Raw genomic sequence first — 20480 nt, 5'->3', positions numbered from 1 at the left:
CGCGTCCTACATAGGACTAGTCAGAACGATCCGAGGCGGGTTTCCCCCCTGTTGCCCAAGCCTCAATAAAGATCGACTGACAAGCGTGACGAACGCTGACAGGACCCTCGAGCCCTTGCCCCCGGCTCGAGGGTTTTGTCGCGTCTGGGGCAGGCGCGGCGGGTGGGCGCTTGCGGATGCGCGGCCTCTGGCCTTTCGCGCGCAGGGTGCCTAAAGCGGGCGCCATGAAGATTGCCACCTGGAACATCAATTCCGTCCGCCTGCGCATCGACCAGGTCGAGCGCTTCCTGACCGAGAACGCGCCCGATGTCCTGTGCCTGCAGGAAATCAAGGTCGCCGAGCATCTTTTCCCGCACGAGATGTTCGAGCGCCTGGGCTACACGCACCGCGCGATCCACGGCCAGAAGGGCTACCACGGCGTCGCCACCGTCTCGAAGGTGCCCTTCGTCGAATTCAGCCGGCACGACTGGCAGGACAACGGCGAGGCGCGCCACGTCGGGGTGGAACTGCAGGGCGAGGGGAAGGGGATGATCCTCGAGAACGTCTATATCCCCGCGGGTGGTGACGTCGCCGATCGCGAGGTCAATCCCAAGTTCGGGCAGAAACTCGACTTCCTCGAGCGCATGACGCGCTGGGCCGACGGGATCGATCGCCCGACGCTGATCGTGGGTGATTTCAACATCGCCCCGCTCGACTGCGACGTCTACGACCACAAGGCGCTGCTCAAGGTCGTCAGCCACACGCCGATCGAGGTCGAGACGCTCAAGCGCTTCCAGGACGCACACGGTTTCGTGGACCTCGGCCGCACGTTCATCCCTGCGCCCGAGCGCAACTACTCCTGGTGGTCCTACCGCAGCTACTGGCGCCAGAAGGACCAGGGCCGACGCCTCGACCACATGTGGGCTTCGCCCGATCTCGCCGCGCAGGCGACCGGGCACCATTTCGTCGAGGAAACGCGCCGCTGGGAGCAGCCGAGCGACCACATCCCGCTCGTCACGGAGTTCGCGCTCTGAGCACTTCGCCCGATTCTCCGGGCGGCTTTTCCGCCGAGGCGCGTCGCGTGGCGCTGGCGCTTGATGCGCTGCGCCACGGCTGGCCGGTCCGCATCGGGCAAGGTCCGGCGCTGCTTCCGGCCGAAACCGGCTTTGCGCCGGGCGAGGATGGCCCCCGGACGGGCCACATGCTGATCTCTTCGGCGCGCGCGGTCACGCTCAAGCTGGCCAACCAGCGCGAGGCCGCCGTGCCCGAAGCGCCGGTGCGGATCCGCGCGGCCGAGCCCTTCACGCTCGACCTCGCGCGTGCGATCGCCGATCCCGCACTCGATCTCGAGTACCCGATGAAGGGGCCCTTTGCCGCACAGCCGCTGGAGGATCCCGAGGCGGCGCGCACGGCCATGGAACTGGCGCGCCTTGCCGGGATCCTGCCCGCCTTCCTCGTCGGCCTGGACCTCGACGAAGGCGCGGTGCAGCGCGTCGAAGTTGCTGATCTGGCGGTCTGGAAGGATACCCGGCGGCTTGCCGTGGCCTCACGCGCGCGGCTGCCGGTGGAAGTCTGCGAGAACGCCGAGATCGTCGCCTTCCGCTCGCTCGACGACATGCGCGAGCACGTCGCGCTCGTGGTCGGCACGCAAAGCGGCGAGCGCGTTCCGCTGGTACGCCTGCATTCCGAATGCCTGACGGGCGATATCCTGGGCTCGCTCAAGTGCGATTGCGGCCCGCAATTGCAGGCGGCCCTCGCCGAGATGGCCCGCGAGGCGCGCGAGGGCGGGTGGGGCGTTCTGCTCTACATGCGCCAGGAAGGGCGCGGGATCGGCCTCATCAACAAGCTGCGCGCCTATCGCCTGCAGGACCAGGGGCTCGACACGGTCGATGCCAACAACCGTCTCGGGCTGCCGACCGAGGCGCGCGACTTTCCGGTCGCCGCGCGCATGCTCGAACTGCTGGGTGTTCCCGCGATCCGGCTGATGACGAACAACCCCTCGAAGGTCGCCGCGCTGCAAGGTGTGGGCGTGGATGTCCGCGAACGGGTGCCGCACCAGCTGCCGGCCAACCCGCACAACGCGCGCTATCTCGAGACCAAGCGCGACCGCACCGGTCATATCCTCTGACGCGTCGCCTGCATCGTTCGGGCGGAAGTTGGAAAGAGTGTGAAGCCGGGGCGCGCGCGGGATGCTGGGGGGCAGGGACGCGCCCCGGCTTCGTCCGTCATGGGGCCAGGAGGGACAGGGCACCCACGACGGTTGTAACCAGTGCCAGGACGAGCACCGTGCGCACAAGACGCGGCGGTCCCGAGCGGTGAACCCTGGCAGCCCGGAACGCCTCGTAGCGTTCGGCAAGCGCGGGATCGGCGATCAAGGCGCGCACGTCGGCCGGGCTGGCGATGCGGTCGAACCAGTTGGCGACGTCGGCCTCCTCGTGCGGCGAGAGGCGCTCGGGATAGCGGCGGAGGAGATGGGCGACGTAGGCGCGCTCTTCGGCGGCGACGACACCCGCATTCTGGGTCTGCATGGCAATAGCGTCCTGAAACGGAAAGAACGGCGGACGCGCGAAGGCGCGCGCCCGGTCGGAGGCGTTTCAGGCGCGTGGGGGTGCGGTTGCGTCGGGTGGCCGCGCCGGGTGCGCGTGCGGGGGCGGGGCCTGCGCGCGCGGGAGGGCATGCGGCTCGCGGGCGAGGGCGAAGACGGCCTCGACGGGGGCGAGCGGGGATGTGCGGACAAGCCGCGGCTGGGGCAGCGGGCTGGCCTCGGAGGAGGCATCCTCGCTGCGCCGGTTGCTCAGCAGCGCGAGGTCCTTGGTGGCCGAACTCCAGGCCGAACCTTCGCTGCGTTCGAGCGGCGCACGAATGGGTTCCGCCGCCTGCAAGCCGATCGCGGCGAGCAGGAGCAGGGCCCATATGCGCATGCGCAAGAGGAGCGTCAGGCCGCCTGTCATAAAAGGGTGCTTACACAATGTTACACCGTAACGCAACGAAGCTGCGGCGAGCGGTGCGGCCCTGGCGGCCCCGGCGTGGCTGTTTCAGCGCTTCTCGAAGCGCACCAGCCCTGCGCCCAGCGTGTTGCCCTCGATCCGGATCGGTGCTCCTGACCAGTCGGCGACGAACGCGCTGCGGCGATCGAGGCCAGGTGCGAAGCGGGCGTTGTTGCCGGTGACGGAGAGGCCCGCCGAGGAATGTATGCGGTGTTCGGCGGCGACCGCGATGAAGGCCGAGTAGTTTTCCTTGTCGCGTCCCTGCACGAACCAGTTGCCCGAAATCTCGCCACTGGCGCCGTCGGGCAGGTCGATCATGTAATTGGTGGCGCGCCCGGAGGTGTCGTCGAAACTGTCGTTCAGCACCGCGATGCGCGATGCGCGGGCCTTGAGGTAATGCCCGCCGGTACCGGCTTCGAAGCGGCTACGGGTCACGGTGAGCGAACCGTAGTTGCCGATATAGAGCGAATGCGCGCAGCCCGGCCCCTCGCAGCTTCCCAGCCGCGTGAAGGTGGACTTGTCGATGGCGATGCTGCCGGCCGGATCGTCGCCCGAGAGGATGCCCTGTTCGCTGTCGCGAAACCAGCTTTGCGATACCGTGAGGTTGCCCTGTTCGAGCCTTATTCCGGCGCCGTTCTTCTCGGGAACGTGCATGTTGGCGAAGACCATCCCCTCGATGTGCGCCGCGCGTCCGCGCAGGACGAGCGCGGCCTTGCCCTCGCAGGTGACGCCGTCGAGGATCGCCTGGCCCGGAATCTCGGCCTGGTAGGTCACTTCGCCGCGGGCCTGCACGCCGCAATCGGAATAGCGCAAGGGCGCGAAGCGGATCGTGCCTTGGCCATCGCCTATCGCATCGATCGCATCCTGCAGGCGCGTGAAGCTGCGCCCGCTCTCGACTACGGTGTAGGGGGCCTCGCCGGCCTCGGCGGAACGGGCCTGGGGCAGCGCGAGGGCGGCCAGCGCCAGCGCGGAAGCGAGGACGGCGGTCGCGGGGACCTTGGCGGCGTTGGCGAGTCGGATCGGGCGCATGATGCCCCGTCTTAGGCCGTGCGCACGACCAAGGGGTAAACGCGAAACACCCCGTCCCGCTTCGGGACGCTGCGTGATCAGTTCTCGTCGTCTTCGGGCGCGGATAGGGCCGCCGGTCGGCCGCGCCGCGCGGGCTTGCTGACTTCCACCTTGATGCCGCGCCCCGCGAGGGCCTCGCGCAGGAGCACCTCGATTTCGGCGTTCACCGAGCGGAAATCGCTTGCCGCGAGACGCTCCAGCGCGGCGTGGAGCGCCGGATCGAGGCGGAGGGGAAAGGCCTTCTTGGCGGGACTCGGCATCAGTTCAGCGCGCCATCGCGCCGCTCACGTGTAGAGCGAGCCGGCGTTGACCACCGGCTGGGTGTCGCGCTCGCCGCACAGCACGACCATGAGGTTCGAGACCATCGCCGCGCGGCGCTCGTCGTCGAGTTCGACGACCTGCTTGGTCGAGAGTTCGTCGAGCGCCATCTCGACCATCGACACCGCGCCCTCGACGAGCTTGCGCCGCGCGGCGATCACCGCTTCGGCCTGCTGGCGGCGCAGCATGGCCCCGGCGATTTCGGGCGCGTAGGCAAGGTGGGTGAGGCCGCATTCGTCGACGGTGATCCCCGCGACCTTGAGTCGGTCGATCAGTTCGCGGCGCAGCTCGGTGTTCACCTCTTCGTGGCTGCCGCGCAGGGTCATGTCCTCGTCCTCGCCGTCGTAGGGGTAGCGCGAGCCGATGGTGCGCACGGCCGCCTCGACCTGCACGTCGACGAAGGCGCGGTAGTCGTCGACGTCGTAAAGCGCCTGGGCGGTGTCGGAAATGCGCCAGACGACGTTCGCGGCGATCTCGATCGGATTGCCGCGCAAGTCGTTCACCTTGAGCTTTTCCGAGACGATGTTGTTTGTGCGCACCGAAACCTTGGCCTTGCCCATCCAGGGCCAGATCCAGCGCAGCCCGGTGGCGCGGTCGGTCCCCCGGTAGCTGCCGAAGAGCGTGATCGCGCTGCCCTGGTTGGGCTGGATCATGTAGAAGCCGGACAGGATCAGCACTTCGATCACGATCGCGGGCAGCACGAAGGCGAGCGTGGCCGCCACTTCGCCGCCGCTAGGATCCGAACCGGCAAGGCTGGCGATCGCGGCGATCACGCCGAGCAGGACAACGAACCAGATCCCGAGCATGAGATAGCCGCTGGTGCTCGTGGCGGAAAATTCCTGGCTGGAATTCATGGACTGTCTTGCATCGACCATTTCGGTTTGCCCCTTAAAGTGATATCATATTAATATTGGTCAGGGCGGCTCCGTCAAGCGAAACCGGCACGGGCGCCCCGCAACGCGAGGTTGTAACAAGATCGATTCGGTCTTATATCAGATGTGCGGGCCGGGCCCCTCTGGCGCGAGTGACTGACTTCCTGTTGATTTTGCAGGGTTCACAGTTGCCGCGTGATGTCGGACCGCATCGGGTGAAGCCGATGCAGGATCCGGACTTACGTCTCAAATTCGGGTCCGACCTGTGGTTCGCGTGTAATGTTTCATTGCTCGCGAAACCGGGTGTCGTTTCGTCCGATCGAACTTCCACACGCGTTCGACAGGGAATGACCGAATGACCGAAAAGATGTTCCGCACGCTCGAGAAACTCCAGCGGATCGATTCGCGGCTGCGCCGCGCTCAGCGCGGGCGCCGCAGCGATCGAGGTGAAATCGCCCGCCTCATGGGCATCAAGAACGGGATCCGGGAGAGGCTGTCGCGGCTGTCAATCCCCCTGACGCCGGCCTGATATCGGCTTCTCCCCGCGCCGGCGCGTAGTCCCCCCTTGACGCGCCGGCGCCTCCCGTTTCCTCGAACCATGAGGCACACCCCATGGAATTCCTGAATTACAGCTGGCTGGGCACGAGTGTCTGGTTCTGGCTCTCGTTCGTGGGCATCGTCATTGCCCTCACCGCGTTCGACCTGGGCTTCCTCCACAAGGAGGACAAGGCGATGGGCATTCGCGAGTCACTCAAGCTCTCGGTGTTCTACATCGCCATTGCGCTGCTCTTCGGCGGCTGGATCTGGCTCCAGAAGGGGGCCGATGCGGGCATGGAGTACTATACCGGCTACTTCATCGAAAAGGCGCTCTCGATCGACAACGTCTTCGTGATCTCGATGATCTTCGGCTTCTTCGCGGTGGCGCCCAAGTACCAGTACCGCGCGCTCCTGTGGGGCATCCTGGCGGTGATCGTGTTGCGCGGGTTGATGATTGCGGGCGGCGCGGCGATGATCGAGCGGGCCTACTGGGTGATGTACCTGTTCGCCGCCTTCCTCGTCTTTACCGGCGTGAAGATGCTGTTTACCGGCGAAAGCGAGCCCGACATCGGCAACAACCGGGTGGTGCGCTGGATTTCGCGGCACATGCGCGTCACCAAGGAGCACCACGGCGAGCATTTCTTCGTCAAGGTTCCGGCGCAAGCCGGAGCCACGACGGGCGCCGCGAAAATGGTCTGGGCGGCAACCCCGCTGTTCCTCGCGCTGGTGGTGATCAACCTGGCCGATCTCGTCTTCGCGGTCGATTCGGTGCCCGCGATCTTCACGATCACGCGCGACACCTTCATCGTCTACACCTCGAACATCATGGCAATCCTGGGCCTGCGCGCGCTCTATTTCGCGCTGGCCGCGATGGTGCACCGCTTCCACTACCTGCAATATGCGCTGGCGCTCGTGCTGGTGTTCATCGGGGGCAAGATCTTCGTCTCCGACTTCCTGATGGACGGTGCCAAGTTCCCGCCGCTGCTCAGCCTGGGGGTGACGCTGTCGCTGATCGCGGGCGGGGTGGTCTGGTCGCTGGTCCGCACGCGCGGGGAGGAGCCGCCGCCGCATCCCGCGCCCTGATCGCGCGGGGTCAGGCGCGCAGGACGCGGTGGCGTTCGCGCACGCTCGCAAGATCGGGGCCGCACAGGTGTTCTTTGGCCTGAGCGAGGAGCTGGTCCATCTCTTCGTGCAAGGCGCGCCGGCGTGGCCCCTCGCTTACCTGCCGGGCGGCGGTGTCGAGCGCGTCGAGCGCGACGATCGCGGCGAGCCGGTTGGTGGCGAGCGCGCTGCGCATGGCGACAAAGCCGCGATCGAGGAAATGCGCAAAATCGCTGTGCAGGCGGGCAAGCGGGCAGCTGGGATCGCCCCGGTTCCACTTCTCGTGCGCGAGGTCGCGCTGGCCGAAGGCAGCGGTTGCCGCGCCCACCCAGTGGACCGCGGTGATCGCGGTGAAGGGATCGTTGATCGCGGGCGAAAGCGCGCGCAGGGCGATCTCCACCAGTTCGTCGATCGAGAACTCGATGTCCTGTTCGGCGGTGCGCGAGGCGCCGAGCGCCAGGCAGTCGCGCAGCGCGCAGGCGAGATCCTCGTCGAGCTGGCGTGCGTCGGTCTCGGCCAGCACCACGCCCGGATAGACGAAATCGCCCGTGCGCACGGCGAGGGTGACGAGCAGGCCTTCGCGCTCTGCCAGCTCGCACAGCGCGGCAAGCTCGATCACGCGCACGTAGCCGGTGGCGCAGGCGCGCACGGGGGCCCCATGCAATGTGGGCCGCGCGGCCGGATCGCGCGCGCCCTGGTGGGGATAGCGCTCGTCGATCTGGTCGAGCAGGCGGCGCCCGATGCTCTCGAGCACGGTGTTGATGCGGATGCTGGCGGGAATGTGGTGGAGGAAATAGACCAGAACGCCGGTGGTGATCACCAGCAGGAGGAAGGCAACCAGCAGCGAGACCTGCGGGACGAAGGCGGGCGCCGTGCCGCTGCCCGAACGCATCGCGCGCATGACGGTGAGGCCATAGACGAACGTACCGATGAAAGTCGCAAGGCTGAGCTGGTTGCCCTTGTCTTCCATGAAGTTGGTGAGCAGACGCGGGCCGTAGTTGCCGCTGGCGTAGGCGACTGCGGCAATGGTGATCGAGAACACGGTGCCCGCCACCCCCAGCATCGACCCGGTCGCCACGCTCAGCAGGCTGCTGGCGCCATCGATGCGCACCGGTTCCAGCCAGTCCGAGCGCAGCACCCAGCGCACCGCGTCGGAGTGGTCGAGCTCGACCATCGCCACCCCCAGCAGCGCGGCGAGCACCGCGAAAAGCGCAGGGTAGAACCAGTAGCTGGCGCGCAGGGAATACCAGGTCGAATGCAGGCGGGCGATCATTGACGTTTTCCTTCCAAGCGGGGAAAGTGCACGAGAGCACACGCTTGTTCCCCCTTTTTCCTTCCCGCCCGGAGATATCCCCCCGCGATGGCGCGCCTGATCCTGTTCAACAAACCCTTCGACGTGCTCTCGCAGTTCACCGATGCCGGCTCTCCTACCCCGCGCGCGACGCTCTCGGACTACATCGACGTTCCCGGCGTCTATCCCGCGGGCCGCCTCGACCGCGACAGCGAGGGGCTGATGCTCCTGACCGACGACGGCCGGCTCCAGGCGCGTATCGCGGACCCGAAGTTCAAGATGGGCAAGACCTACCTTGCGCAAGTGGAAGGCGATGTCGACGAAGCGGCGATCACGGCGCTCGCGAAAGGGGTCATGCTCAAGGACGGGATGACGCGTCCCGCGCTCGCCCGGCGCATCGATCCGCCCGAACTGTGGGACCGCGTGCCGCCGGTGCGCTACCGCAAGTCGGTGCCCGACAGCTGGATCGAACTGACCATCCACGAGGGCCGCAACCGACAGGTGCGGCGCATGACCGCTGCGGTCGGTTTTCCGACCTTGCGTCTCGTGCGCTGGCGCATCGGCGACTGGAGCCTCGAGGGCATTGCGCCGGGGACATGGAGCGAAGGATGAGCGTGATGCACAAGGGCTTGGCCGCACTGGGCCTGGTGATGCTGGCTACCCCGGCATTGGCGGCGGACGATCCGCTGACCGCGCCCGTCGCGGCGAAGTACGCGGGGGCCTTTGGCGAGCCAGCACCGCCGCGGCTTCTTTACGGCAACACCTGGGCGCTGGGCTCGCCCACGCTCAGCGTGACCGTGGTCGACAGCGGGGAGGGGCTCGTCCTCATCGACGCAGGGCTCGCCCAATGGGCGCCGGTGCTCGAGGCGCACCTTGCCCAGATCGGCCATTCGATCCGCGAGGTGAAGCTGATCGTCAGCACCGAGCCGCACTACGACCACGCGAGCGGTATCGCGGCCCTTGCACGCGACAGCGGGGCACGCGTGGTGGCAAGCGAAGCGGGGGCACAGGTCCTGCGCGCCGGCCACAGCGGTCGCAGCGACCCGCAATTCACCGAGCTTTTCGCCTATCCCCCGGTGCCGGTGGTCGAGGTGGTGCGCGACGGCGAGACACTTCGGGTGGGTTCGCTCGAGCTGACCGCGCACGCGACACCGGGCCATACGCCGGGCAGCATGAGCTGGTCGTGGAAAAGCTGCGCGCACACCGGTGGCTGCCAGGCCTTCGTCGCCACCGCCAGCCTGAGCGCGCTGACGGATGAGGTCTACCGCTATTCGGATCCCGCGAACGCGCAGGCGCTGGCTGCGTTTCGGGGCAGTTTCACGCGCTTGCGCGCGCTGCCGTGCGAGCGCGTGATCGCGTCGCACCCCCAGCATGCGCAGGCGGCCGGCGCGACGGGCGCTGCCGTCGAGGCGCCCTGCCGCGCGCTTGCGGATCATTTCGAGGGCGAGCTCGCCAAGGTACTGGCGCGCGAAGCCGCCGGCTGACCTCCCCCGCCTCGGGGGCGGGAGAGGGGGCATCGCCGACGATCAGGGCCTGGGCGTCACACCCATGAGCTCGCGCTGGAGATAGGCGTGGAGCAGGGCGGCGCGCACCGCGTCCTCGGCCGGGTCGGCGCCGACCGAGTGGCCGCCCTCGCGGTATTCGTGGAAGTAGAAGCGGTCGCCCAGGGCTTCCAGTTTTCCGGCAAACTTGCGCGCGTGGCCGGGATGGACGCGGTCGTCCTCGGTTGAAAGGTAAAGGAACGGTGCGGGGTATTTCACCCCCTTCGTCAGCGCCTGGTAGGGCGAATATTTCGAAATGAAGGCCCAGTCGGCCGGCACGTCGGGATTGCCGTATTCGGCCATCCACGAGGCGCCCGCCGACAGGTGCGAGTAGCGCTTCATGTCAAGCAGCGGCGAGCCGATGATCGCCGCACCGAAGAGGTCGGGGCGCTGGGTCATGGCGACGCCCGCCATCAGGCCGCCGTTCGAGCGGCCCGAGACCGCGATCCTGCCCTTGGCGCTGATCCCGCGCGCGACGAGGTCCTCGGCGATGGCGTAGAGATCGTCATAGGCGTTCTGGCGCTTTTCGCGCAGCGCCGCGTCGTGCCAACGCGGGCCGTATTCGCCGCCGCCGCGGATGTTGGCGAGGACATAGGCATTGCCTTCCTCGGCCCAGAACATCGCGAGCGGGCCCGCGCGGTAGGGTTCGGTGGCGAGGTAGGTCGGCGTCTGGGGCAGGCGGAAGCCGCCATAGGCGTGGATCAACGCGGGGACCGGCCCCTTCACGCCCTTGCGGATGGCGAGGAAGTAGGGAACGCGCGTGCCGTCCTTCGAGGTGGCGAAGTGCTGTTCGACGGTGAACTGCGCGGCGTCGAACTTGGCCGGAAGCGACTGGATCGCGCTGCTCGTGCCCTTGGCATCGATGGCGTAGAGCGTGGGCGGCGTCAGGAACGACTGGACGGTGGCGAAGGCCATGTCCTGGCTGTCCGCACCCGCCTCGAGGCTGACGGTGGCCTTGTCGGGCAGGCTGGCGAGGGTCTGCGACCACGAGCCGTCCGCTTCGGGCGCAAGGGCGAGGAGCTTGCCCGAGACGTCGTCGAGCAGCTTGATCCAGAGGCGATGGTCGGTGGTGGCCACGCTCTCGATCGCCTGGCTTGCGCTGGGCGCGAAGACCAGCGAGGGCTGGGGCGTCTTTCCGGCGAGAACCTGGTCAAGCGGCCAGCTGATCAGCGAGCCGGCGGCGTAGGCCCCCATCGGTTTTTGCAGGAGCGCGATCAGGCGGCCTGCGAGAACGCCCTCGATGTCGGCGCTTTCGGGCACGGGCAGCTTGACCAGCGCGCGATCCTTGCCCAGCATCCAGCTGTCATGCGTGTAGAAGCTGGTGTTGAGCGTCACCACCACGTGGCGCGTGGGCCCGTCGGTCAGCGCCTGCGAGCCGATCGCCATGTCGGTGACCTTGCCCTCCTTGAGCGTGGTCGCGCTCGACAGCGGGGTGCCGCGCGACCACAGCTTCACTACGCGGGCATAGCCGCTGGTCGTCAGCGAACCTTCGCCGAAGTCGGTGTTGACGAGCAGGGTGTCGGCATCGACCCAGGTCGCCCCGCTCTTGGCCTCGGGCAGCGTGAAGCCGCCCTTCACGAACTGGCGGGTGGTGCGGTCCCACTCGCGCACGACATCGGCATCGCTGCCGCCCGGGCTGAGCGAAACGAGGCAGCGGGTATAGGTGGGCGCGAGGCAGTCGGCGCCATGCCAGACCCAGGACTTGCCTTCTTGCTTGCCGAGTGCATCGACGTCGATCAGCGTCTGCCAGGCGGGCTTGCCCGCGAGGTAGGAGGCAAGGCTCGCCTGGCGCCACAGGCCGCGCGGGTGGTCCTTGTCGCGCCACAGGTTGGTGACGACGTCGCCCAGTACGTGCGCGGGCTCGGCGATCTTGCTGTCGTCCTCGAGGATGGCGAGGGCGCGGGCGTGGTCGCTCTCGTAGGAGGGCATGGCCTCGAGTGCCTTTTCGGTCGCCGCGTTCCAGCTCTCGACTTGCGCGAGTGCGCGCGCGCCGTGGATGTCCTCGAGCCAGAGAAGGGGGTCGGTGGCCGCGGCGGCGGTGGCGGCGATCAGCAGCGGCGTCGCGGCGATGCCGGCGAGACGCGCAATTTTCGAAATGGAGGGCATGATGAAGCGACCTTTGCGCCGAAGTTTTATTCTGCGCACAGTGCTAACCGGGCGGGCAGGCAAAGGAAAGGGCCTCAGCCAATTCCCTTGGCCGGTGCGCGCAGGATACCGCGCGCGAGGAGGTCGCGGATCTCGGCGCGCTGGTGGGCCGCGTGATCCGGGAAAGGGCCGGTATCGGCTCCGGCATGCGCGTCGAAGCGGGCCTTGGCATAACCGGGCGCGTGGAGGCTGGTCTGGAGCTGGAGCAGCGTGTTCGCCGGTCCCGGGGTGCAGCGCGCGGTGCGCAGGGCCTCGATGTCGAGCGTGGCGGTGATCGTCTCGACGCCGCCGCCCGTGGACGCGGCCAGCACGTTGCCGTGGAAGTCGACGATCTCGCTCGGCTGCATGATGCCCGGCGCGGGAGCCGGGCCGGAGGGCCCCAGGTTCGCGGTCAGCGTATAGGCGATGTTCTCGTAGGCGCGTACCCGCCGCGCCATGACGGCGATGGCCGGATCGCCCACATCGGGGGCATCGGGCGCGCGCCGTCCGGGTGAACTGGGAGCGACATTGGGCGAGCCCAGGCAGGTCGCGATCACTTCGGCGCCGTTGAAGACGAGACTGCGCACCATCTCGGGCCAGACCGGGTCGGCGCCCACGGTCAGCGCGATCCGGCCGAGCGGGGTGTCGGCGACGGGGAAGAGTGAATCGGTTCCGAAGCGGTCGATCCAGGTAGGCAGCACGTCACTCGGGCGGGTCTTGTCGGTCAGGTCGTAGAGCTTGCGGTAGGCCAGCTCGACCTTTCCGGCGGGCGAGATCAGCAGGCCGGTGAGGAAATAGCGGCCGGGAAAGTCGGCGAGGGCCTCGATCGGGTTGACCACCACCCAAGTGCCGGAGCGGCGCGCGGCCTCGCCGATGCGCGCAATCTCGGGGCCGTCGATGGCGATGGCACCGGCCGCCCATTGCGCGGTGGTGAGCCGCGAGACGGGCAGTTGCAGGCAGAATTCGGAAAAGACCAGCAGCCGGGCCCCGGTTTCGCCGCCGGTGCGCACGATCGCGTTGCAAACGGTATCGACATTGGTCGCGAGCGCCTCGGGCAAGGGCGTGCCGCTTGCCGACCAGGTCGGTCGCACGAAGGTCTGGAGGCAGGCGGCCCGATAGGGCGCGATCGGTACCGCGGGCCTGGCGTGCGGATCGGGCGCACCGGATGGCGCGGCCGAAGCACGGTGCGCCGCGAGGCCTGTCGTAAGGGCTACCCCTGCGTGCAGGACGTCGCGGCGCGTGGTCATTGTCAGCGGTTGCCGAGGTCGCCCTTGCCGACCGAGCCCGAGGCCATCTCGAGCATGGCATCGAGGCTTTTCTTGGCGCCGAGGCGCAAGGTTTCGTCGATCTCGATGCGCGGCTCCAGGTCGCGCAGCGCGAGGTAGAGCTTCTCCATGGTGTTGAGCGCCATGTAGGGGCAGATGTTGCAGTTGCAGTTGCCGTCCGCGCCCGGCGCGCCGATGAAGGTCTTGCTGGGCAGCGCGCGCTCCATCTGGTGGATGATGTGCGGCTCGGTGGCGACGATCAGCGTATCGCCTTCCATCGCCTTGGCGTAATTGAGAATGCCGCTCGTCGAGCCGACGTAGTCGGCGTGGTCGACGATCGTGGGCGGGCACTCGGGGTGCGCGGCGATCGGGGCGCCGGGGTGCTGCGCCTTGAGTTTCAGGAGTTCGGTCTCGCTGAAGGCCTCGTGGACGATGCACACGCCGGGCCAGAGCAGCATGTCGCGGTTGAACTTGCGGCTGAGGTAGCCGCCCAGGTGCCGGTCGGGGCCGAAGATGATCTTCTGGTCGGCCGGAATCTGCTGAAGGATCGTCTCCGCGCTCGAGCTGGTGACGATCACGTCGGAGAGCGCCTTCACCTCGGTCGAGCAGTTGATGTAGGTGAGCGCGATGTGGTCGGGATGCGCCTCACGGAACGCCTTGAATTTCTCGGGCGGGCAGGAATCTTCGAGGCTGCAGCCCGCTTCCATGTCGGGCAGGATCACGATCTTTTCGGGAGAAAGGATCTTGGCGACTTCGGCCATGAACTTCACCCCGCAAAAGGCGATCACGTCGGCGTCGGTCTCGGCTGCCTTGCGGCTGAGCTCGAGGCTGTCGCCCACGAAGTCGGCGAGGTCCTGGAGTTCGGGCTTCTGGTAGTAGTGCGCGAGGATGACGGCGTTGCGCTCCTTGCGCAGCCGCTCGATCTCGGCGCGCAGATCCAGCCCCTTCAGATCGGCAGGCATGGCGGTCATGGTCGGATTTCCCTTCGGTCCTGTGCATGGGCTTGCCGGTCTTGGCCGCGTCTGGCCGGTCCTCGCCGGAGCAATGCCCTTTGGCCGCCTACTTAGGGGCGGCCCTGTCAGGACCCAAGGGAAAAATGCCGCTTGCGCGCCGGGCCTGCCCGGCGCGCGCAAGGGGATCGGTCAGCCGAGCGCGATTGCTTCGGCCAGGCGTTGCGCGGCGGGCAGGTGCCCGGTCATCTCGATCAGCGAATGCGAGAAGGCGACGACGCCCATCCCGGCCAGAGTGGCGCGGTGGATGCGCCCCAGCGAGACGAGGTCGTGGCGCGCCATCACCGCCAGCACGCCCAGCTGGATGACCATGACGCTGAATTCGCCCCAGGGCTGGATCAGCGGGAAAGGCAACAGCCGTCCGAGCGCGGGCTCGAGGATGAGCACGTTGGCCGCTACGATCAGGCGCGGATGCGAACTGGGGTCATGGCGCGAGGCATGGATCGCCGCGACCACCAGGCCGGCGAACGCGACGAGGTTGATCAAGGTGAGCATGAGGAAGTAGGGCGCGGCGAAGAAACCGGGCACATGGTGCGTGCGCAAGGTCATGACCGCCGAATAGCCGCCCAGGATAACCACCGCTGCGGCCAAGGCGACCGCGAGCAGGCCGACCTGGCGGTGGCGCACGACATCGCCCTTGCGGATAAGCGTGGGCTGGACGACGAAGAGCGCCAGCCAGCCGATCATGACCAGGGCGTGCAGATGGATCCAGGGTGGGACACTCGTCAGGTTCACGAATCCGCGTGCGGTGAACTGCACGAAGGCAAAAAGATCGAACAGGGCAATGCCCAGTGTCATTTTTTGCCAGAAAGTCAGAGATTTGCTTTGAGCCGGTGCTAGGCTTGCCATCAATCTTCCCCCAATCTTCTCGATTTTTATGGGGGCAGCCTAAGTCAAAAGATGCAAAAAGCGAAACGATAGTTCACATTTTGGCAATTCGCGCGAAAAGGGGATGCGCTCAGCTCGCCGCGACGAGACGCCACTCCTCGCCCGCGCGAAGAACCAGCGCGCGCCGTTCGAGGTCGATCAGGTGGGCGAGGACCGAGCGGCCAGCCGCCGGCCACAGCCGCTCGTCGACGCCCTTGTACATGGCCGGAACCATGGTTTCGACGCGGGTATTGCCCGCTTCGATCTGGCGCTGGATCTGCCGCTCGCGGCTGCGGCGGTGACCGAGCATGCCGCGCACCAGCTGGTGGGGGTTCTCGACCGCCGGGCCGTGGGCGGGGAAATAGATCGTATCCTGCTTGCGCTCGTAAAGTCGGATGAGGCTTTCGAGATAGGCGCTCATGTCGCCGTCCGGAGGCGAGACGACGCTCGTCGACCAGCCCATCACGTGGTCGCCGGTGAACAGCGCGCCGGTCTCCTCGAGCGCAAAGCAGAGGTGGTTCGAGGTGTGGCCGGGGGTGGCGAGCGCGGTGAGCGTCCAGCCATCACCCCTGAGGCTTTCGCCGTCGGCCAACACGCGGTCGGGGCGGTAGTCGGGATCGAACGCGGCGTCGGCGCGCGGGCCGTCGTCTTCGAGCGTGAGCGGCGCGCAGCCGATGACGGGCGCGCCCGTGCGCGCGGCGAGCGGCGCAGCGGCGGGCGAATGGTCGCGGTGGGTGTGCGTGCAGCAGATCGCGGCGAGGCGCGCCGCGCCGAGCGCTGCAACAATGGCCTCCAGATGCTCGGCCTCCGCGGGGCCGGGGTCGATCACGGCCACGTCGCGCCCGTCGCCCACGAGGTAGGTCTGCGTGCCAGTATACGTGAAAGGCGAAGGATTGCGGGCCAGTACCCGGCGTACTTTGGGTGCGATCGCTTCGGCCACTGCATAAGGCCGCTCGGACGGTGCCATGGTCTCCATGGGCGCGCTATGCGCCCTGGGACGGCGCGTGTCGAGCGTGCGGACGCAAGCCGCGGCCTGTGCGCTGCGCGCAATCAACTGGCGATGCGGCTCTCGATGCGCTTGCGCAGACGCTGGATCGCGCTGGGCGAGGGGTGATCCGACTGCGAGAGATTCCAGCGCTCGTCAAGCCGCAGCAGGCGGTCGTAGAAAGCCTCTGTTCGCTCGACGAGGTCGCGCGTCGGCTCGCACAGTTCGGCCTCTGCCGCATCGGGCGTGTCGAGCAGGTCGAGCGCGAGGTGTCCGTGGCGGCGCAACTGCGTCGCGCTGATCTCGCTCATGAAGAAGGCGCGGTGGTTCAGCAGCCAGGCGATCGCGTGCATCATGCGCGTGGTGGTGCGAAGCCCGGTGCGCGAATAGGCGATGCGCACGCGCTCGTGGGCGGCGTTCTCGCCGGTACGCGCGCCACTTTGCGGACGCGCTTCGAGCTGTCCGGAGAGCGAAAAGCGCGCGCGCACGTCCTCCGACAGCGCCAGGGCCTCGCGGTAGAGGCCTTCCACGATATGCGGACTGATGGCGAGCGTCTTGGACATCGACGCAAGCTATTTCGCAACGACGAATCAGGGGCAATGGGGGAAGGCGCGAATTCGGCGGGCCAATTTTCATCCGTCCCTGAATGGAACAGATATTAGTTGATGCGGCTTAACTTTTACGCGGCATTTTCCCCCAGGGTCGGGGCTTTCGACATGGTTTGGTGTCATTTTCCGCGGGTGCAGGATGTCGCCGAATCGGAGGGGAAGCGGGCCTCGTCAGGCGATGATGTCGGGGATCAGGTAATCCTCGATGTGGCTGATCTGGTCCTTGAGGCCCAGCTTGCGCTTCTTGAGGCGTGCGATCTGCATCTGGTCGCCCGCATTCGCGGCCATCAGCGCGTCGATTGCGGCGTCGAGATCGCGGTGCTCGATGCGCAGCATTTCCAGCCGTTTACGCATTTCCTCTTCGGTCACGGCGGGTTCCTCGATTGGCCAGAGTGGGGACTGTGTGCAAGCGAAATGGTGAATCCGGCCTGACGCAGGTTTCACGCAGCTCACCGATATGTAGCAATCCCGGACTTCGCAAGATGGCGCGAATGTGGTTCCATCCTCTCGCGCCGGTTCCGAGCAACCGAGTCGCCAATCCGGGTGTACCGGAAACGGGACCCGCGCATCCACGAAAGAGGAGACACCATTCATGGAAAGTTCTCACGTCAGCGCCTTGCAGCTCAAGCACGCCGGCATCGATCGCCAGCTTCACGATGAATTGAGCCGCCCGATGCCTGATGCCGTGGTGATCCAGGCCCTGAAGAAGCGAAAGCTCAGGCTGAAGGAGGAAATCAGCCGAAACTGAGCGCCGCGCCGCGCGTTCGCGGCAGGGTTCCGGCAGGCCTCTTTGCGAAAATGACGCCATATGCCGAAAATTGGGTCGATTAGAGCGCTCCACCGCGTTTCCAAACGCAGACGTTTCGGGTACTCCGAAACGCATGAGCAATGGAGCCACCGACGCCGCACGGAATATCCTCACGGGCCTTCACGAGGTGATGGCTTCGCGCCAGCACGCGCAAGCCAAGCTCAATACGGTCGTCGAGGTAATCGGGGAAAGCCTTCATAGCGAGGTCTGCTCGATCTACCTCCTGCGTGAGGGAATGCTGGAACTCTTCGCGACGCGCGGCCTCGCCCAGGAGGCTGTCCACGTCACCCGCCTTGCCATCGGCGAGGGTCTGGTCGGTACGATCGCCGAGCGCATCGAGACCTTGAACCTCGCCGAGGCGGCGGCGCATCCCGACTTTTCCTATCGACCCGAAACGGGTGAGGAAAAATTCCATTCCTTCGCGGGCGTGCCGATCGTGCGCCGCGAGCGGGCCGTGGGCGTGCTGTGCGTGCAGCACGTCGAGCGGCGCCGGTACGAGGAAGTGGAAATCGAGGCGCTGCAGACGGTGGCGATGGTCCTTTCCGAACTCATCACCAACGCGGATCTCATCGACGACGAGGATACCCGCTTCCTCGATCCTACGCAGAACGCGCCCGAGCAACTGCACGGGCTCGCGCTGGTCAAGGGGCTGGCGCTGGGTACCGCGGTTTACCATCAGCCGCGCGTGAACATCGAGCACGTCGTGGCCGAGGACACCGAGGCCGAGCGCGAGCGCGTGATCCTCGCCTTCGACAAGATGCGCGAGCAGATCGACCGCATGGCGGGCCAGGCCGAATTCGGCGTCGGCGGCGAGCACGAGGAAGTCCTCGAGACCTACCGCATGTTCGCCTACGATGAAGGCTGGACGCGCCGCATCAATGAAGCGATCGATTCCGGGCTTACCGCCGAGGCGGCGATCGAGCGCGTGCAGCAGCGCACGCGCATGCGCATGCGCCAGATCGACGACGCGCTGCTTGCCGATCGCATGCACGACCTCGAGGATCTTGCGAACCGCCTCCTGCGCATCGTCTCGGGCCAGATCGGCACCGCGGCCTCGCTGGGGCTTCGCAACGACGCGATCCTGATCGCGCGCAATCTCGGACCGGCCGAACTCCTGGAATACGACAAGCGGCGCCTCAAGGGCGTGGTGCTCGAGGAAGGCTCGCTCACCAGCCACGTGGTGATCGTGGCGCGCGCGATGGGCATTCCGGTGCTGGGTCGGGTGCGGGGGCTGCGCGGCACCGTGCGCGAAGGCGACATGCTGCTGCTCGACGCCGAGCAGGGTGTGGTCGCGGTGCGCCCCTCGCCGGGCGCTCTGGAAGCCTTCGAGGCGCGTTTCGCCAAGAACCGGGAAAAGCAGGCGGTCTATGCCGCGATGCGCGACGTCACGCCGGTTTCGCGCGATGGTACGCGCATCCAGGTGCGCATCAACGCGGGCCTGCGCGACGACATCGCCAACCTGAGCCTAACGGGCGCCGACGGCATCGGCCTGTTCCGCACCGAATTCCAGTTCCTGGTTTCGGCCACCTTGCCCGCGCGCGAGCGCCAGACCCGGCTCTATCGCGACGTTCTCGACGCTGCGGGCAGCAAGCCGGTGGTGTTTCGCACCGTTGATATCGGCGGGGACAAGACCTTGCCCTACTTGCGCCACGACGACGGCGAGGGCGAGGAGAACCCGGCGATGGGCTGGCGCGCCTTGCGCGTCGCGCTCGAACGCGAGGGGCTGCTCAAGGTCCAGGCGCGCGCGCTGCTGGAGGCGGCGGCGGGGCGCGAACTCAACGTGATGTTCCCGCTCGTCGCCGAGCCTTGGGAGTTCGACGAGGCCAAGGCCGTGTTCGAGGGCCAGCTCGCCTATCTGCGCAAGACCAAGCGCCTGCTTCCCGAAGCGATCCGCTACGGCGTCATGCTCGAGGTTCCCGCGCTTGCCGAGCAGCTCGACCTGCTCGCCCCCAAGATCTCGTTTCTCTCGATCGGCACCAACGATCTGACCCAGTTCCTGTTCGCGGCGGACCGTTCCAACCCCAAGCTGGCCGAGCGCTACGACTGGCTGAGTCCGGCGATCCTGCGCTTCCTGCGCCGTGTGGTGCGTTCACTCGAAGGCAGCAGCGTCGACATCGGCGTGTGCGGCGAGATGGGCGGGCGGAGGCTCGAGGCGCTCGCCTTGCTGGGGCTGGGCATCCACCGGCTTTCGATCACCCCGGCTTCGGTCGGGCGGATCAAGGACCTCGTGGGCAAGACCGATCTGCGCGAGATCGAGGCGGCGATGCAGGGCTGGCTCGACAATCCGCCGGCCGACATGCGCCAGGCGATGCACGCCTGGGCTTCCGAACGCGGCCTGCTGACCGACTGAAATCGCTTGCGCGTCAGGGTGGCAGCCCCGGCGCGCCGACGTCGTGTTCCCTGCCCGGTCATGGTGCAGGCGCACAAATTGCACGGCCTGGCGTAGGGCGCGCGATTTATTCCAAAACTTTTTCGGGACAACGCGGCAGATCGATTGACTTTGAAGCTTCGTGATTGTTGGTTAGCGAGCGGTTTCAGTCAGCCCCCCTGATCACCGCAAATGCCCCTCGGAGCTCAATGGAAAACGTGGAAACACCCGAAACGCCCTCGCAGCCGCGTACTGCGGGCCAGATCTTGCTAAAGGCCCGCCAGGATGCGGGCCTCAGCCGCGCCGACATTGCGGCGCGTACGAAGGTCGCCGAACGCCACATCCTCTCGATCGAAGAAGATCGCTTCGAGGACCTGGCGGCGCGGACCTATGCGGTCGGGTTTTCGCGCGCCTATGCCCGTGCTTTGGGCCTCGACGAAAAATACATTGCCGACATCGTGCGCGGCCAGCTTGACGCCAACGTTCCCTATACGCCCACCGTCCAGCCCAGCTTCGAACCGGGTGACCCGGCGCGCCTGCCCTCGAGCGGCCTCGTCTGGATCGCGGCGGGTGCGGTGGTGCTGGTGATCGGCCTCGTCTTCTATTTCTGGAGCAGCGTCTTCTCGCCGGAGGCCGAGATGCCCTCGCTGCTGAGCGACGATACGCCGAGCGAAGCTGCGCCTTCGCAGGCGGTCGCCACCGCCGCGCCAAGCGCGGCGGGCGGCGCCTCGGGCCCCGGGGTGCTGACCTC

At 67.1% G+C, this 20480-nt stretch carries 22 protein-coding genes; 9 read left to right on the top strand and 13 right to left on the bottom strand.

All coding sequences use genetic code 11. From position 1 onward, the window contains the following. Positions 1-224 precede the first annotated feature (224 nt). The gene (xth, locus tag HT136_RS22620) at positions 225-1013 is read left to right on the top strand and encodes an exodeoxyribonuclease III (RefSeq protein ID WP_214202108.1); all 789 of its coding nucleotides are present in this window, start codon (positions 225-227) and stop codon (positions 1011-1013) included. Between the two features lie 47 nt (positions 1014-1060). Beyond that, complete coding sequence (gene ribA / locus HT136_RS22615) at positions 1061-2107, top strand: GTP cyclohydrolase II (protein ID WP_343222289.1); 1047 nt, start codon at positions 1061-1063, stop codon at positions 2105-2107. A gap of 97 nt (positions 2108-2204) precedes the next feature. Here ribA and HT136_RS22610 read toward each other — a convergent pair whose 3' ends face one another. The 5 genes from HT136_RS22610 to HT136_RS22590 all read right to left on the bottom strand — a co-directional run bounded on the left by HT136_RS22610 (position 2205) and on the right by HT136_RS22590 (position 5206). Beyond that, the gene (locus tag HT136_RS22610; protein ID WP_214202107.1) at positions 2205-2507 is read right to left on the bottom strand and encodes a hypothetical protein; all 303 of its coding nucleotides are present in this window, start codon (positions 2505-2507) and stop codon (positions 2205-2207) included. 66 nt (positions 2508-2573) lie between these two features. Then, positions 2574-2930: a hypothetical protein gene (locus tag HT136_RS22605; protein ID WP_214202106.1), complete on the bottom strand. Its 357-nt coding sequence runs from the start codon at positions 2928-2930 to the stop codon at positions 2574-2576. A gap of 84 nt (positions 2931-3014) precedes the next feature. Next, entirely contained in the window at positions 3015-3995 is a 981-nt protein-coding gene (locus HT136_RS22600) for a right-handed parallel beta-helix repeat-containing protein (protein ID WP_246544190.1), read from the bottom strand. Between the two features lie 77 nt (positions 3996-4072). After that, a complete protein-coding gene (locus HT136_RS22595; protein WP_214202105.1) occupies positions 4073-4294 on the bottom strand; it encodes a type II toxin-antitoxin system antitoxin in 222 nt (73 codons plus the stop codon). Between the two features lie 24 nt (positions 4295-4318). Then, on the bottom strand, positions 4319-5206 hold the full coding sequence (locus tag HT136_RS22590; RefSeq protein WP_425516912.1) for an SPFH domain-containing protein: 888 nt from the start codon (positions 5204-5206) through the stop codon (positions 4319-4321). Between the two features lie 373 nt (positions 5207-5579). Between HT136_RS22590 and HT136_RS22585 the strand changes: the two genes are divergently transcribed. Continuing rightward, positions 5580-5753: a DUF465 domain-containing protein gene (locus HT136_RS22585; RefSeq protein WP_214202103.1), complete on the top strand. Its 174-nt coding sequence runs from the start codon at positions 5580-5582 to the stop codon at positions 5751-5753. 83 nt (positions 5754-5836) lie between these two features. Continuing rightward, entirely contained in the window at positions 5837-6844 is a 1008-nt protein-coding gene (locus HT136_RS22580; RefSeq protein ID WP_214202102.1) for a TerC family protein, read from the top strand. A gap of 10 nt (positions 6845-6854) precedes the next feature. Here HT136_RS22580 and HT136_RS22575 read toward each other — a convergent pair whose 3' ends face one another. Next, complete coding sequence (locus HT136_RS22575) at positions 6855-8135, bottom strand: DUF2254 domain-containing protein (RefSeq protein WP_214202101.1); 1281 nt, start codon at positions 8133-8135, stop codon at positions 6855-6857. Positions 8136-8222: 87 nt separating this feature from the next. Here HT136_RS22575 and HT136_RS22570 point away from each other — a divergent pair, with 87 nt between their 5' ends. Together HT136_RS22570 and HT136_RS22565 are read left to right on the top strand one after the other, a co-directional pair. Then, the gene (locus HT136_RS22570; RefSeq protein WP_214202100.1) at positions 8223-8765 is read left to right on the top strand and encodes a pseudouridine synthase; all 543 of its coding nucleotides are present in this window, start codon (positions 8223-8225) and stop codon (positions 8763-8765) included. Next, the gene (locus tag HT136_RS22565; protein ID WP_214202099.1) at positions 8762-9637 is read left to right on the top strand and encodes an MBL fold metallo-hydrolase; all 876 of its coding nucleotides are present in this window, start codon (positions 8762-8764) and stop codon (positions 9635-9637) included. Before HT136_RS22570 ends, HT136_RS22565 begins: the two co-directional genes overlap by 4 nt. A 42-nt stretch (positions 9638-9679) precedes the next feature. On the opposite strand, the gene HT136_RS22560 is transcribed toward HT136_RS22565, so the two are convergent. The 7 genes from HT136_RS22560 to HT136_RS22530 all read right to left on the bottom strand — a co-directional run bounded on the left by HT136_RS22560 (position 9680) and on the right by HT136_RS22530 (position 16922). Then, positions 9680-11800 (bottom strand): prolyl oligopeptidase family serine peptidase, encoded by a 2121-nt coding sequence (locus HT136_RS22560; protein ID WP_214202098.1) that lies wholly within the window; start codon positions 11798-11800, stop codon positions 9680-9682. A 74-nt stretch (positions 11801-11874) separates the two neighbouring features. Beyond that, positions 11875-13065, bottom strand: coding sequence for a nitrilase-related carbon-nitrogen hydrolase (locus HT136_RS22555; RefSeq protein ID WP_214202097.1), 1191 nt, complete (start codon positions 13063-13065; stop codon positions 11875-11877). Positions 13066-13067: 2 nt separating this feature from the next. Next, on the bottom strand, positions 13068-14054 hold the full coding sequence (nadA, locus tag HT136_RS22550) for a quinolinate synthase NadA (RefSeq protein WP_214202096.1): 987 nt from the start codon (positions 14052-14054) through the stop codon (positions 13068-13070). A gap of 171 nt (positions 14055-14225) precedes the next feature. After that, complete coding sequence (locus tag HT136_RS22545; RefSeq protein WP_214202095.1) at positions 14226-14891, bottom strand: hypothetical protein; 666 nt, start codon at positions 14889-14891, stop codon at positions 14226-14228. A 160-nt stretch (positions 14892-15051) separates the two neighbouring features. Next, entirely contained in the window at positions 15052-15927 is an 876-nt protein-coding gene (locus HT136_RS22540; RefSeq protein ID WP_425516911.1) for an MBL fold metallo-hydrolase, read from the bottom strand. Positions 15928-16010: 83 nt separating this feature from the next. Continuing rightward, on the bottom strand, positions 16011-16508 hold the full coding sequence (locus HT136_RS22535) for a DUF1465 family protein (protein WP_214202093.1): 498 nt from the start codon (positions 16506-16508) through the stop codon (positions 16011-16013). Positions 16509-16724: 216 nt separating this feature from the next. Further along, positions 16725-16922 (bottom strand): YdcH family protein, encoded by a 198-nt coding sequence (locus tag HT136_RS22530; protein WP_214202092.1) that lies wholly within the window; start codon positions 16920-16922, stop codon positions 16725-16727. A gap of 223 nt (positions 16923-17145) precedes the next feature. Between HT136_RS22530 and HT136_RS22525 the strand changes: the two genes are divergently transcribed. The 3 genes from HT136_RS22525 to HT136_RS22515 form a co-directional block, all read left to right on the top strand. Beyond that, positions 17146-17301: a YdcH family protein gene (locus HT136_RS22525; protein WP_214202091.1), complete on the top strand. Its 156-nt coding sequence runs from the start codon at positions 17146-17148 to the stop codon at positions 17299-17301. Between the two features lie 133 nt (positions 17302-17434). Then, on the top strand, positions 17435-19711 hold the full coding sequence (ptsP, locus tag HT136_RS22520) for a phosphoenolpyruvate--protein phosphotransferase (RefSeq protein WP_214202090.1): 2277 nt from the start codon (positions 17435-17437) through the stop codon (positions 19709-19711). A gap of 236 nt (positions 19712-19947) precedes the next feature. Continuing rightward, a partial coding sequence (locus HT136_RS22515; protein WP_214202089.1) for a helix-turn-helix domain-containing protein occupies positions 19948-20480 on the top strand: 533 nt, incomplete at its 3' end.

The organism is Novosphingobium profundi, assembly GCF_018491765.1.
GTDB classification, from domain to species: Bacteria; Pseudomonadota; Alphaproteobacteria; order Sphingomonadales; family Sphingomonadaceae; genus Novosphingobium; species Novosphingobium profundi.
The sequence above is the reverse complement of the archived record's forward strand: the minus strand, read 5'-3'. Positions and strand labels throughout refer to the sequence as shown.

Coding starts and splice junctions, on each gene's coding strand:
- xth (WP_214202108.1), top strand. CDS start 225: ATGAAGATTGCCACCTGGAACATCAATTCCGTCCGCCTGCGCATCGAC.
- HT136_RS22610 (WP_214202107.1), bottom strand. CDS start 2,507: ATGCAGACCCAGAATGCGGGTGTCGTCGCCGCCGAAGAGCGCGCCTAC.
- HT136_RS22605 (WP_214202106.1), bottom strand. CDS start 2,930: ATGACAGGCGGCCTGACGCTCCTCTTGCGCATGCGCATATGGGCCCTG.
- HT136_RS22600 (WP_246544190.1), bottom strand. CDS start 3,995: ATGCGCCCGATCCGACTCGCCAACGCCGCCAAGGTCCCCGCGACCGCC.
- HT136_RS22595 (WP_214202105.1), bottom strand. CDS start 4,294: ATGCCGAGTCCCGCCAAGAAGGCCTTTCCCCTCCGCCTCGATCCGGCG.
- HT136_RS22590 (WP_425516912.1), bottom strand. CDS start 5,206: ATGAATTCCAGCCAGGAATTTTCCGCCACGAGCACCAGCGGCTATCTC.
- HT136_RS22585 (WP_214202103.1), top strand. CDS start 5,580: ATGACCGAAAAGATGTTCCGCACGCTCGAGAAACTCCAGCGGATCGAT.
- HT136_RS22580 (WP_214202102.1), top strand. CDS start 5,837: ATGGAATTCCTGAATTACAGCTGGCTGGGCACGAGTGTCTGGTTCTGG.
- HT136_RS22575 (WP_214202101.1), bottom strand. CDS start 8,135: ATGATCGCCCGCCTGCATTCGACCTGGTATTCCCTGCGCGCCAGCTAC.
- HT136_RS22570 (WP_214202100.1), top strand. CDS start 8,223: ATGGCGCGCCTGATCCTGTTCAACAAACCCTTCGACGTGCTCTCGCAG.
- HT136_RS22565 (WP_214202099.1), top strand. CDS start 8,762: ATGAGCGTGATGCACAAGGGCTTGGCCGCACTGGGCCTGGTGATGCTG.
- HT136_RS22560 (WP_214202098.1), bottom strand. CDS start 11,800: ATGCCCTCCATTTCGAAAATTGCGCGTCTCGCCGGCATCGCCGCGACG.
- HT136_RS22555 (WP_214202097.1), bottom strand. CDS start 13,065: ATGACCACGCGCCGCGACGTCCTGCACGCAGGGGTAGCCCTTACGACA.
- nadA (WP_214202096.1), bottom strand. CDS start 14,054: ATGACCGCCATGCCTGCCGATCTGAAGGGGCTGGATCTGCGCGCCGAG.
- HT136_RS22545 (WP_214202095.1), bottom strand. CDS start 14,891: ATGACACTGGGCATTGCCCTGTTCGATCTTTTTGCCTTCGTGCAGTTC.
- HT136_RS22540 (WP_425516911.1), bottom strand. CDS start 15,927: ATGGCACCGTCCGAGCGGCCTTATGCAGTGGCCGAAGCGATCGCACCC.
- HT136_RS22535 (WP_214202093.1), bottom strand. CDS start 16,508: ATGTCCAAGACGCTCGCCATCAGTCCGCATATCGTGGAAGGCCTCTAC.
- HT136_RS22525 (WP_214202091.1), top strand. CDS start 17,146: ATGGAAAGTTCTCACGTCAGCGCCTTGCAGCTCAAGCACGCCGGCATC.
- ptsP (WP_214202090.1), top strand. CDS start 17,435: ATGAGCAATGGAGCCACCGACGCCGCACGGAATATCCTCACGGGCCTT.